The sequence below is a fragment of the Streptomyces sp. NPDC001985 genome, assembly GCF_040296845.1.
In the GTDB taxonomy this organism is placed as follows: Bacteria; Actinomycetota; Actinomycetes; order Streptomycetales; family Streptomycetaceae; genus Streptomyces.
This window is the reverse complement of sequence record NZ_JBEOYB010000130.1, coordinates 1-11,055: the sequence shown is the minus strand read 5'-3', so window position 1 is coordinate 11,055 and position 11,055 is coordinate 1. Positions and strand designations below refer to the sequence as shown.

The window sequence follows — 11,055 nt, the reverse complement described above, 5'->3', positions numbered from 1 at the left end:
ATGTCGGTCGCCGTCCTCGGGCTGATCGCGGTCGTCGGCCACCTCTGGTCCATCGGCGAGCAACTGCTCACCGAGGACCGTCCACCGGCTCCTGCGTCGGCCCCGGACGACATCCGGCATGGGGCCGACACCCCCTGATCGAGCCGGACCGACGAGGGGGCGCCTCCGACGGACCGGCGCGCTCAGTGACTCCGGGATGCGGAGTGTCAGCTCCAGTTTCACTCGGCAGAGTGGTGGGCGTCGTCCGGGGCTGATGCGGGGCCGGGCGGGCGGTCATCGGCCCGGAGTTGAGCCGCTGTCTCCCATCCGTGGCCGATCATCGAGAGGACGCAGATGGTGGCGACGACCCAGGCGCCGAAGTCGTCGGGTGGGCGGGTGATCCGCTGGGTGTGTGGGAACCAGGGCATCAGGTCCGCCTCTTCCGGGGGTGGCGGACATCGGTGGTGCCGGTGCGGGTTCCGCTCTTCTCGTCCGCCAGGGCCTGGTCGACGTGGGCCCGGGCGGTGTCCTCGTCCAGGTTGGCGGGGAGCGGGTGGGTGACGGGGGTGAGGCGCACCCGGCGGGTGGGTGGGCGTGGCTCTCCCAGGCGTCGGTGATGCCGGGGACGGGCAGCCGGGTCTGGTGGATGTCGAGGAGCCATGCCTCGTCATGACGCGGAACGGTGAGGGACGGGTGGACGGCGGGCGTGTACCCGTCGTCGGGCCAGATGGACAGACCGGCGACCGCGAGCTTGTGCCACGCGTCCACGAACCCGCCCCGGGGCTTCGTTCACTTCAAGCAGCAGCGTTTCTCTGTCGAATGGGGCAGCAGTTGGCGATCTTGAGGCTCGTGGATGACCAGGAGAAATGACGGCAGTGAGACGCGGAAGCGTGTCGCGGTGTTGACGCGTTGGCCGGTCTGGCCGTGTTGATTAATGCGGACGCTCGGGTGCCACCACTGACATGATCGATGCATGAAAGTACTTGTGATCGGGGCGACCGGAACGGTCGGCAGTGCTGTCGCCGGCGCGTTAGAGCATTCCCATCAGGTCGTGAAGGCTTCGCGTCGCGGCCCGGTGAAGGTGGATCTGGAAGATCCTTCCTCTCTGGACGCGCTCCTCGGCGAGGTGCCAGACCTCGACGCGGTGGTGTGCTGTGCCGCCGGCGGCCCGCTGGTGGATGTGGCGTCAGCGACGGATGACGAGTTCGCGGCCGGAATGCGGGGCAAGCTCTTGGGGCAGGTTGCGCTGGCCCGGCGAGCCGTGCGTCATCTTCGCGACGGCGGTTCCGTCACGCTGACTGGAGGCACCTTCTCCGCTCCGCTTGCCGGCGGGTCGCTGGGCGCTCTCATCAACTCTGGTCTGGAGGGCTTTGTCGGCAATGTGGCTGGTGAGCTGCCGCGGAGCCTGCGCATCAATCTCATCAGCCCCGGATGGATCAAGGAGACTCTGGAAGGCATGGGGGCGGACTCGGCTGGCGGTACTCCCGTCTCCGAGGTGGCCCGTGCGTATGTGGAGGCCGTGGAAGGAACAGCGCAGGGCCAGACCATACGTCCGTAACTGCCAGGTGAGGGCGGCGGGCCGTCGGGACAGAACCCGCAGGAGTCAGCCGGTCGCGGCAGGCTCTTCTGCTCGGGCCCGTGTGCTGGCGAGGCGGTAGGAGTCGGTGCCGGTCTCGATGATCGTGCCGTTGAAGGTCAGGCGGTCGACGATGGCTGCGCAGAGGCGGGGGTTCGTGAACGTCTTGGTCCAGCCGCCGAAGGACTCGGTGGAGGCGATCGCGACGCTGTTCTTCTCCTCGCGTCCCGGGTGCCCCGGCCTGCCCGGGGGCGTGGCTCAGGACTGCGCCGGGGGCGCGAGGGTGGCGGCGCCGGTCAGCAGCAGCTGCTGGCGCGCGCACCGGAGCATGCGGGTGGCGGAGCCGGGGTCCGCCGCCGTCGGCGCGGAGTCCGCGGGAGCGACCAGCAGCCAGGGAACGGACCCCGTGACGTCCGGCTCCACCCATGCCCTGACCAGGAGACCGCGCTCGGGCAGGTCCTCCGGCTGGCGCACTCGGACCGCGATCTGCCGGAGTTCCCGCGGCGGGGCGGGCGCCCGCCGCGACGACGAGGCGGCGTCAGCCCTGCGGGGTGCCCTTCTCCCGCGCGGCGCGCTCCCTCTTGGCGCGGGCGATCCGCTCGGCGGACACCCGCTTCCGGGCCTCCGCGCTCTCCAGCTCGTACCCGACAGGGGTCACACCGAAGTTGCAGGTCCCGCACACGTAGCCACCGCGAGGGCCCGCCAGGCCGGAGAGGTTGTGGCAGTTCTCGCACCGTACGCGGTGGTACGTGAAGCCGCCGGGCTGGGGCTCGCGGGACGTGTGGCAGGCCGGGCAGACCCACTGATCGCCCCGCTGCTCCAGCGACGCCCCACAGCCGGGGCAGTTGGCCTGAGCCATGCGACACATCCCATCCGGAGGCCGGCACCGAGTGCCCAGTCTCCGCCAGGAGCGCCGACTTGGCCACCGGCGGTCAAGCACGTGAGCGCCCTCCCCGGGGAACACAGCGACGCGCTTCCCCGGACCGGAGCCGGGGACGCGGCCCGCCGTCCACGGAACCGCCTCGCGGTTCACGCTCCTCTTGAGGGCAGAGGCCGAAGGCCGCCTCGACGCCGACAACTCCTGGCCCAACGGGCCTTGGAAGGAAGGCTCTTGGTGCGGTGAGGTGCTCCGCCCGGTCCCGGTGGACAGCTGACTGGATGTCAGTGGGGAGCCGTACGCTTTCATCATGCGCAGAGGTGTGATCAGTCGAGACGGTGTCCTCAAGGCTCTGGCGGAGTATGACGATCTGGGGCAGGACAGGTTTCTCGCCCAGTACGGATACAGGCCGGCGACCGGATACCTCCTCCTGCACGAGGAACGGACCTATGACTCGAAGGCCATCGCCGGAGTGGCTCACAAGTTCGATCAAGGGCGGGCGCTGAGGCCGGACGAACTGATCGGCGGAAGGTCCCACGCCGCCAAGTGGCTGTCCCGGCTCGGCTTCACCATTCGTTCGTCGCGGAGCCCTGACTGGACTCGTGACGAGATCATCCTTGCCTGCGCCCTGGCCATGGCCAACGGTTGGAAGCGTCTGGAGTTCGACGACCCCCGTGTGATCGAGCTGTCCGCGCTGCTGCAGACCATGCCGATCCACCCTGTGGAACTGCGTAACGAGCTGTTCCGGAACCCCAACGGCGTCGCCCGCAAAACGGTCGACATCACGTCCCGGCACCCTGACTACACGGGCAAGCCCACGAACGGCAACGCGCTGGATGTCGCCGTCATGAACGACTTCCTCGCCCGCCCGGCCGAGATGTCGGAGGTGGCCCGGCGGATTCGCCAGGGCCTTGGAGCAGGAGAGTTCCAGGACCTGCTGCCCGAGGCCGAGGAAGAGGACTACAGCGCCCCCGAGGGCAGGCTGCTGCTCAGCCTGCACCGGAGCCGGGAGCGGAACAAAGGGTTGCGCAAGAAGAAGATCGATGCAGTGCTGGGCCAGGGCGGTCGGCTCGCGTGCGAGGCGTGCGGCTTCGATTTCGAGCGGGTCTACGGCGACCGTGGAAGCGGGTACATCGAGTGCCACCACGTGGTTCCTCTGCACGAGGCCGGCGAGAGCCGGACCAAGCTCAGCGATCTTGCCCTCATTTGCGCCAACTGCCACCGCATGATCCACCGGCGTGCGCCATGGCCGACCCCAGGCGAACTGCGGGCCTCCATAGAGCAGAAGCAGGCGGTTGACGCGCGTGCGGCGGGAACCGTGGCCCGACCGCGCGGGGCAGCGGAAGCAGCACACGCCGAACCAGTGATCTGAACTCGGCCGCGGTCCGTTCCCGACAGTCCCGGTGCGGTCGGCCCGTCCGCGCTGGGTACGCCACGGAGACACCGCCCGGCCCCGGTCCTCCGAGGCGTCGCCGACGGACGCGGAACCGGGGCTCTTCCCCGGGGCGTCGCCCTGGCTGAGGGGTCGGCCTCCGTTCGGCGTGGCCCCTGTGACAGAAAGGACCGGCACATGATCGGTACTCTCCGGAGCAGTGCGTTCTGGCTGGCCGTCACCATCGTCTCGCTGACCGTCGCCACCGTGCTGCGCGGCGACAGCGACTGGCTGCCGGTCGCGCTCTGGATCTTGTGGCCCCTGGTGGCCGTGCTCGCCGTCGCCATCGCCGTTCTGCACCGGGCGGGAGCCGAGTAGCCCGGCGGAAACCGCCCCTCCCGTGCGAGCGGGAGGGGCGTTTTTGTGCGCCGGGGGAGACTTGGGGCGGGTTTGCGGTGTAGTTGCCCGGAACCGGGGGCGTCGGGAGGGGAGTGCGGGGGTGTGGCCGGGCATTCATTCTTCGGTCGGTACCGGTGGAGGAGAGAGAGGACAGTGCCATGGAGCCCTGGACGCTGAGCGAGTGCGACCACGAGTGGGTCGGATGGAGCGAGAAGCAGCGGTGCCGCAAGTGTGGTGCCACGCAGCGCTGAACCCGCGTCGATGATGGGAGGGCGCCGGGTACGGTGCCCTCGCCCGTGAGGGGAGGAACCCATGTCCGAGCGCGTCGACTGGCATCGACTCCCTTTGGCGCTCCGGGTGGCCGTGGAGCGGGAGACCGGGGCGGTCACGGCGGCGGTGGTGGTCGTGGAGGGGCTCAACTGCTCCCTCGCGCTGGCGGTTCACACGGAGCGGTACGGGCGGCTCTTCCTGAAGGGCGTGCGGGAGGACGACACGGACGGGGTCGCCGCGCTGCGGTGCGAGGTGGCGCTGAACCGTACCGTCGCGGGGGTCGGGCCGGTGATCCGGCACAGCGTGCGGGCGGCGGGGTGGTTCTGTCTCGCCTTCGTCCACATCGACGGCCGGCACGCCGAACTCGGGCCCGGTACGGGCGACCTGGCGCGGGTCGCCGCCGTACTCGGCCGGATGGCCCTGCTGCGGCCCCCGCCGGGCGTGCCCGTGCCGCGCCTCGTGGAGCGGTTCGCCGCGCATCTGCTGGACGGTGAGGCGGAGCGGCTCTCGGGCGGCACCCTGCTGCACACCGACACCAACCCCCACAACATCATGGTCGGCCACGCGGGCGGGGAGTCCTATGTCATCGACTGGGCCATGCCCGCCGTCGGCCCGGCCTGGGTCGACCCCGCGTACACGGCCGTACGGCTCCTGGAGTGCGACCAGCCGGCGGAGGTCGCGCTCGCCTGGCTCGCCGGCTTCCCGAGCTGGCGGGCGGCCGACCGGGCGGCCGTCGAGACCTTTGTGGACGTGACGTGCCGGCACTGGACCGCCACCGTCGGGGAGCGCGGGGCCGAGCCCAGCAACGCCCGCTTCCGTGTGCTGCTGGGCCGGGTCTGACCCACGGGCCGGTGGGCCGGTGGACCGGTCGGCTGGTGGAGGGCCCGGCGGCCTCACGCGTCCAGCCAGGAGCGCCGGTCGCGGGCCACCGCGAAGATCTCGGCGACGCGCTCCGGGGTGAGGGCCCCCGACAGACAGGCCAGGGCGGAGACCTGGCGGTCCTGGTAGATCCGTATCCCGGCGCCGGACGAGGTCACCCGCAGCTCGGTCACGCCCACGAAGACCAGGACCGGCTCGACCGGGATGTCGAAGCCGCAGAACCGCTCCAGGACACGGCGGACCCGCCGGGCCTCGGCGCGGCTCCTGGCCGGGTAGGGGCGGGGGCGCCCGCCCGCGATCCGTACCGCGTCGTCGCCGACCTCGACGGCCTTGCGGTCGTGGTGCTTGGTGTTGACGCAGAAGACCCCGCCGGGACCGATCAGCAGATGGTCGATGTCCACGTCGCGGGGGAGCGGCACCGAGTGCAGCACCTGCCAGCCGTGCCGCCGGAACCGGTTCAGCTCGGCCCCCACCCGGCGCTCGCCTGCCAGGCCCTTGCGCCAGGAGTCCCAGGTGGAGGGGCGGCGCAGAAGGCGGGCGAGGGCGCGTTCCAGCAGGCCGGGGCCGGATGCGGCGAGCAGGGCGCGCAGGGCCGCGCCCGGCGGGTGGGCGCTGAGGTCGTTCTCCGGGGTCAGGGGAGGAAGGGGCAGCCGGGGGCGGGGGGACCCGGGGGCCGCGGCGGGGGCGCCCGGGGTGTGCCGGGCGAGCGCGTCGAGGACCGCGTCGCGGTAGCTCGGCCGCAGCAGCGTGATCCGGCCGGTCCCGCGGTCCGCCCAGGCGACCGCGGTGCCGTCCGGCAGATTCACATAGAGGCGGTCGTGCCCGAACCGCTTCCACGAGGTGACTCTCAGCTCCTCCACCGGACCGGACCCCCTGTGCCGTAGCGTTCCGTGCCGCTATGGCAGCAGCCCGGCACCATGGCTCACAAGACCGCGTCCGAGGCACACTGAAAGCATGTGCCGCAGTATCAAGACCCTCCGCCCGCCCGTCCTCCCCGAAGAGGCCACCGAGGACGACATCCGCGCCGCCGCACTTCAGTACGTACGGAAGGTGTCCGGTTTCCGGGCGCCCGCCGCGCACAACCGCGAGGTGTTCGACCGGGCCGTCGACGAGATCGCGGAAGCCACCCGTGCGCTCCTCGACGGTCTGGAGATCCGGGGCGCCGGCCACGCCCGCACTCCCCACACGGCAGAAGCCTGAGACCACGGGTCTCAGGACGGGGGAGGGACGGGAGCGGCTCGCTCAGGCGTCGGCGCAGGCCGCCGCGGGAGCCGCGGCCGGTGTTCGCCGCATGACATAGGCCGCGAGCGCGCCACCGGCGAAGAGCGCCAGTACGGAGACCGAGGCGCCGACCCAACTGGCACCCAGCCACTGGCCGCCGAAGTAGCCGAGCCCCACGCTGTATCCGGCCCAGGCCACACCGGCCAGGGCCGACCAGGGCAGGAACTCCTTCACCTTGCGGTGGGCCGCCCCCGCGCCCAGCGAGACCACCGAGCGGCCGGCCGGCGCGAAGCGGGCGATCACCACCAGGGCGCCGCCGCCCCGGTTGAGGGTGGCGCCGAGCCGGGCCTGTGCGCTGGTGAGCCTGCGGGACTTGGCGATGGCGCGGTCGAAGCGGTCCCCGCCGCGCCGGGCCAGCCGGTAGGCGACCAGATCGCCGAGCACGGAAGCGGTGGCCGCGCACAGCACCAGGACCAGCAGCGAGGGAACCTCGCGCGGCACCTGGTCGGCCGCGCCCGCGACCGTGGCGGTGGTGGTGCCGGCCGCGGCGGCGGTCGCCGCCGTGATCACCAGCACTCCGCTCGGCAGCACCGGCAGAAAGACGTCGAGGAGTACGGAGAGGGCCACCACCGCGTAGATCCAAGGGCTGCCGGTCAGCGGCCCCAGACTCTCTAGCACCTTGACTCTCCCCGTTTTCGTGGACGTGCCGCGACGTTGGAGGCGGTCGGTTGTGGCGGCGGTAACAGCTGTACAGCGTACGCCGGAGGTTTGCCGAGAGATCACCCGGGGGTCGCTGATGTTGTGATCATCACTTTCTTCCCTGAATTCCCGCTTGTGCGCCGCCAGGCCGCGTCACAGGGCGCCGGCGGGAGGGGGCCGGGTGGCCACAGGGCGGAGCGCCCGGACCCGCGGTGGCGGATTCGGGCGCTCCGGATGTGCTGTGCGCGCCCGGGCGTGGGGGGACGGGCGCGCGGTGATCAGGCGGTGACACCCGCCGACTGCCGCTCCTCGCTGGGGGCGGTCCGCCGGGCGCTCTCCTTGTTCTGGCTGTTCCGGTTGTTCCGGTTGTTCCGGTTGTTCTGGGAGTTGCCGCTGTTCCGCGAGCCGAACAGCTTGTCCAGGGCGAGGGCGCCGGGGCCGGTGAAGACCAGCAGCAGGAAGGTCCAGCAGAAGAGCGCCGCGGCCTCGCCGCTGTTCTCCATCGGGAAGAGGCCCTCCGACTGGTGGTTGACGAAGTAGGCGTACGCCATCGAGCCGGAGGAGATGAACGCGGCGCTGCGGGTGCCGACGCCGAGCATCACCAGTCCGCCGCCGACGAGCTGGATCACCGCCGCGTACCAGTTGGGCCAGGCGCCGGTCTCGACGGTGCCGCCGCCGAAGACGCCGAAGAGCGAGGCCGCGCCGTGGCAGGCGAAGAGCAGTCCGATGACTATCCGGAATGCTCCGATCACATACGGCTGGGTCCGGTCGAGCTGGGAGGTCAACGAGGTGTTGGCCATGGGGGGCTCCTGTGTGTGGGGGGTTGCGACTGCTGCCCCCAAGCTAGGGAGACCCGAAATTACTTGCAAGTTCAACATTCGATTGAGGGGTGTTTCTCATCCGAATCTCATACCGGCCCGTCCGGAACCGCCCCTCCCGGGACCCCGCGCGGCGCTGCCCGCCCCGCCGGGGGGCGCGGGCTCAACCCCCGTTCAACCCCCGCTCAGCTCCCGTTCAACCCCCGCTCAGCTCCCGCTCGTCCACGGTCACCAGCCGCCGTCTCTCCGCCGGCCCGCCCTTCCCTCCGCCCTTCCCTCCGTCCGTCCGCGCCTGGTCCAGCCGCAGCCGGGCCGCCCGCCCCCGCAGCGTCAGCGTCATCAACTGATTGCCGAACCACGGACCGCCCGTGCGCTTCCAGCGCACCGGCGGCGGCTCAGCGCGGGCGTGCCGGGCCAGCAGCCGTCCCCACGCCCTGCTCACCCCGCTCCAGCCGAAACGGAATCCGACTTCGAGCACGCGCGGGATGGAGTTGTGCACGGGGGAGCAGGTCAGCTGGAGCACCCGGGACACCGGCCCGCCCGGGCCGCGCCAGGAGGGCTCGGCGATGTACGCGTGGTGCACGTCGCCGGAGAGGACGCAGATGGTCGCCGGCGCGTCGGGACCGCTGCCGGCCTCCGAGATCAGCCGGGCCAGCTCCGCGAAGGAGTCGGGGAAGGCGGCCCAGTGCTCCAGATCGGCCCTTCTGCGGATGCCCTCGCCGAGCCGCGCCCAGCGCTCGCCCCGGTCGCCCCGGCACAGCGCCGCGTTCCACCCCTCGGCGTCGTGGATCAGCGGAGGGAGCAGCCAGGGCAGCGAGCTGCCGATGAGGAGATGATCGTACGAACCCGGGTCGGCCAGGGCCTGTTCGCGCAGCCAGCGGGCCTCGCCGGCGTCGAGCATCGCGCGGCGGTCCTCGTCGAGCACCCGGGCGGCCCGGGTGTCGGCCATCAGCAGCCGGGTGCGGCCGAAGTCGCGGCGGTAGCTCCAGCGCACGGCGGCCGGGTCGGCGTCCGCGAGGGCGGCGAAGGCGCGCAGGTCGTCGGTGCCGTCCTCGGCGGCCAGGACCGCCGCGAACAGCGGGTCCGCCGCCAGCTCGGCGGGGGTGAGATTGCCCAGGTGCTGATAGACCCAGTACGACATCAGCCCGCTCAGCAGCCGCTCCCGCCACCAGGGCTTCTCCCGCATCCCGGCCAGCCAGGCGGCGCTGGTGTTCCAGTCGTCGATGAGGTCGTGATCATCGAAGATCATGCAGCTGGGGACGGTGGAGAGCAGCCAGCGGACCTCGGGGTCGAGCCAGGACTCGTCGTACAGCCGCGTGTACTCCTCGTAGTCCGCGACCTCCGCGCCGGGCGGGCGGTCCAGATCGCGGCGGCCGGCCAGCCAGGCGCGGGTGGCCCCGGAGACCTCGTCCGCGTACACCTGGTCGCCGAGGAGTAGCAGCACATCGGGGCGGTCGGCCGACGGGTCGGCGGCGAGCCGGGCCGCGAGGGTGTCCAGCGCGTCCGGGCCCACCGGGTCGTGCTCGCCCTCGGGCTTGGCCGCCCAGCGGCAGGAGCCGAACGCGACGGTGAGCGCCGTGTCCGGTGCGCCGGGGACCGTGATCGTCGAGGGCGGGAAGCCGGAGTCCGGCAGCGGCCAGACCCGGTCGCCGTCGAGGAACACCTCGTACGCCGTGGTGGTGGCGGGGGTCAGCCCGGCGACCGTCACCAGCGCGTAGTGGTGGCCGGCGATCCGGAAGGTGGGGGCGGAGCCGCCCGCGCCGTCCGCGCAGCGGACCTCGGCCGTGCACGCGCGGCCGGTCTCGACCCAGACGGTGGCGGTGCCGCCGCCCTCCGTGCCGCCGCTCTCCGTGCCGGCGTACCGCAGCAGTGGTCCCAGGCGAAGCCCGGCCGGCTCGGTCATGGTCCGTCCTCCTCCGTCGCCCCGTACGGTACGGAACGACGGAGGAGTGCGGCGGGTTCCGGCCGGGAGTGTGTCAGCAGCCGTTCAGGGTGGACTGGAGGGCGTTCTTCTCGGCCTGGTCGAGGGTCATGGCGTAGTGGTGCTTCACCTGGACCCACATCCGGGCGTAGGCGCAGACGTACGAGGTGCGCGCGGGGAGCCATTCGGCCGGGTCCTTGTCGCCCTTGGCCTGGTTGACGTTGTCGGTGACGGCGATCAGCTGCGGGCGGGCGAGGTCGTTGGCGAACGCCTGCCGCTGTGCGGTGGTCCAGCCGCCGGCACCGGAGCGCCAGGCCTCGGCGAGCGGCACGATGTGGTCGATGTCGACATCGGACGCGGCGCTCCAGGTGGCTCCGTCGTACTCGGAGTACCAGCTGCCGCTGACCGCCGCGCAGCTGCTGTTCTGGACCACGTTCACACCGTCGCGCTTGAGGACGACCTCGCGGGTGTTGCAGGCGCCCGACTGGGTCGACCAGTGGGGGAACTTGTCGCGGCTGTAGCCGCTGGACGAGCCCTCGGCCCGCACGGTGAGCTGGGCGAGATAGGCGCGCGCGGTGGCGGCGCTGACCGGGGTGGGCGGGGCGGCCTGGGCGGCGGGGGCGGTGGCCAGCAGTCCGGTGACGGCGAGTGCGGCGGTCGCGGCGAGGGCGGTGACGCGCCGGGTGGCCCGGCCGGTGCGAGGGGTGCGGCCGGGGTGGTCGTGGCCGGTGTGGTGCGGACCGGCGGGGCGACGCGCGTAGATTCCGGGCATGCGAACTCCTGTGTCCTGGAGGGGGTGTGGCCGTCGGCTGGCACGGCCAGGCTTGCGGGGCCCGGTGTCGGCGCGGTGGGCTCCAGGTAACAGGGTGACGACATGGACACGACAGATCAAGTGTTCTGATGGACGGACACATTCCGGTGGAGGGGCGGAGGTTGCCGGTGCGGCGCCCGGGGAGCGGCCGGGCGCCGTGGGCGGGCCGTGCGCACGGCGGGGTGGGGGCGCGGCGGGGCGCGGGGGCGGGGCCGCCGGCGGGTGCGCCGGCC

14 protein-coding genes and 1 pseudogene are annotated in these 11,055 nt (G+C 72.1%); 5 read left to right on the top strand and 10 right to left on the bottom strand.

The window, feature by feature from the left end; genetic code table 11:
* Positions 1 to 218: 218 nt before the first annotated feature.
* The gene (locus ABT122_RS32325; protein WP_351559529.1) at positions 219 to 407 is read right to left on the bottom strand and encodes a hypothetical protein; all 189 of its coding nucleotides are present in this window, start codon (positions 405 to 407) and stop codon (positions 219 to 221) included.
* Complete coding sequence (locus ABT122_RS32320) at positions 407 to 556, bottom strand: hypothetical protein (protein ID WP_351559527.1); 150 nt, start codon at positions 554 to 556, stop codon at positions 407 to 409. The genes ABT122_RS32325 and ABT122_RS32320 overlap by 1 nt, the downstream gene beginning before the upstream one ends.
* Positions 557 to 952: 396 nt before the next feature.
* On the opposite strand from ABT122_RS32320, the gene ABT122_RS32315 reads away from it, so the two are divergent.
* Entirely contained in the window at positions 953 to 1,537 is a 585-nt protein-coding gene (locus tag ABT122_RS32315) for a short chain dehydrogenase (RefSeq protein WP_351559525.1), read from the top strand.
* 45 nt (positions 1,538 to 1,582) lie between these two features.
* On the opposite strand, the pseudogene ABT122_RS32310 reads toward ABT122_RS32315, so the two are convergent.
* The 3 genes and pseudogenes from ABT122_RS32310 to ABT122_RS32300 form a co-directional block, all read right to left on the bottom strand.
* Positions 1,583 to 1,780: pseudogene (locus ABT122_RS32310) on the bottom strand (ATP-binding protein); the annotation flags it as partial.
* Between the two features lie 33 nt (positions 1,781 to 1,813).
* Positions 1,814 to 2,029, bottom strand: coding sequence for a hypothetical protein (locus ABT122_RS32305; protein WP_351559523.1), 216 nt, complete (start codon positions 2,027 to 2,029; stop codon positions 1,814 to 1,816).
* A 64-nt stretch (positions 2,030 to 2,093) separates the two neighbouring features.
* The gene (locus ABT122_RS32300; RefSeq protein ID WP_351559521.1) at positions 2,094 to 2,414 is read right to left on the bottom strand and encodes a hypothetical protein; all 321 of its coding nucleotides are present in this window, start codon (positions 2,412 to 2,414) and stop codon (positions 2,094 to 2,096) included.
* A 328-nt stretch (positions 2,415 to 2,742) separates the two neighbouring features.
* Between ABT122_RS32300 and ABT122_RS32295 the strand changes: the two genes are divergently transcribed.
* The 3 genes from ABT122_RS32295 (at position 2,743) to ABT122_RS32285 (ending at position 5,313) form a co-directional block, all read left to right on the top strand.
* Positions 2,743 to 3,804, top strand: a complete 1,062-nt coding sequence (locus tag ABT122_RS32295) for an HNH endonuclease (protein ID WP_351559519.1) — start codon at positions 2,743 to 2,745, stop codon at positions 3,802 to 3,804.
* Positions 3,805 to 4,002: 198 nt separating this feature from the next.
* A complete protein-coding gene (locus tag ABT122_RS32290; protein WP_351559517.1) occupies positions 4,003 to 4,182 on the top strand; it encodes a hypothetical protein in 180 nt (59 codons plus the stop codon).
* Positions 4,183 to 4,515: 333 nt separating this feature from the next.
* Complete coding sequence (locus tag ABT122_RS32285) at positions 4,516 to 5,313, top strand: phosphotransferase (protein WP_351559515.1); 798 nt, start codon at positions 4,516 to 4,518, stop codon at positions 5,311 to 5,313.
* Between the two features lie 53 nt (positions 5,314 to 5,366).
* On the opposite strand, the gene ABT122_RS32280 is transcribed toward ABT122_RS32285, so the two are convergent.
* Positions 5,367 to 6,212 (bottom strand): nuclease-related domain-containing protein, encoded by an 846-nt coding sequence (locus ABT122_RS32280; protein WP_351559513.1) that lies wholly within the window; start codon positions 6,210 to 6,212, stop codon positions 5,367 to 5,369.
* A 94-nt stretch (positions 6,213 to 6,306) separates the two neighbouring features.
* Between ABT122_RS32280 and ABT122_RS32275 the strand changes: the two genes are divergently transcribed.
* Positions 6,307 to 6,552, top strand: coding sequence for a DUF2277 domain-containing protein (locus ABT122_RS32275; RefSeq protein ID WP_351559511.1), 246 nt, complete (start codon positions 6,307 to 6,309; stop codon positions 6,550 to 6,552).
* Positions 6,553 to 6,594: 42 nt separating this feature from the next.
* Here the strand turns inward: ABT122_RS32275 and ABT122_RS32270 are convergent, their stop codons facing one another.
* The 4 genes from ABT122_RS32270 to ABT122_RS32255 all read right to left on the bottom strand — a co-directional run bounded on the left by ABT122_RS32270 (position 6,595) and on the right by ABT122_RS32255 (position 10,783).
* Entirely contained in the window at positions 6,595 to 7,251 is a 657-nt protein-coding gene (locus tag ABT122_RS32270; protein WP_351559510.1) for a DedA family protein, read from the bottom strand.
* Positions 7,252 to 7,550: 299 nt separating this feature from the next.
* The gene (locus ABT122_RS32265; RefSeq protein WP_351559531.1) at positions 7,551 to 8,057 is read right to left on the bottom strand and encodes a DoxX family protein; all 507 of its coding nucleotides are present in this window, start codon (positions 8,055 to 8,057) and stop codon (positions 7,551 to 7,553) included.
* A gap of 229 nt (positions 8,058 to 8,286) precedes the next feature.
* Positions 8,287 to 9,993 carry an alkaline phosphatase D family protein gene (locus tag ABT122_RS32260; protein ID WP_351559508.1) on the bottom strand — a complete coding sequence of 569 codons (1,707 nt, stop codon included), beginning with the start codon at positions 9,991 to 9,993 and terminating at the stop codon, positions 8,287 to 8,289.
* Positions 9,994 to 10,066: 73 nt separating this feature from the next.
* Complete coding sequence (locus tag ABT122_RS32255) at positions 10,067 to 10,783, bottom strand: HNH endonuclease family protein (protein WP_351559506.1); 717 nt, start codon at positions 10,781 to 10,783, stop codon at positions 10,067 to 10,069.
* Between the last annotated feature and the right edge of the window lie 272 nt (positions 10,784 to 11,055).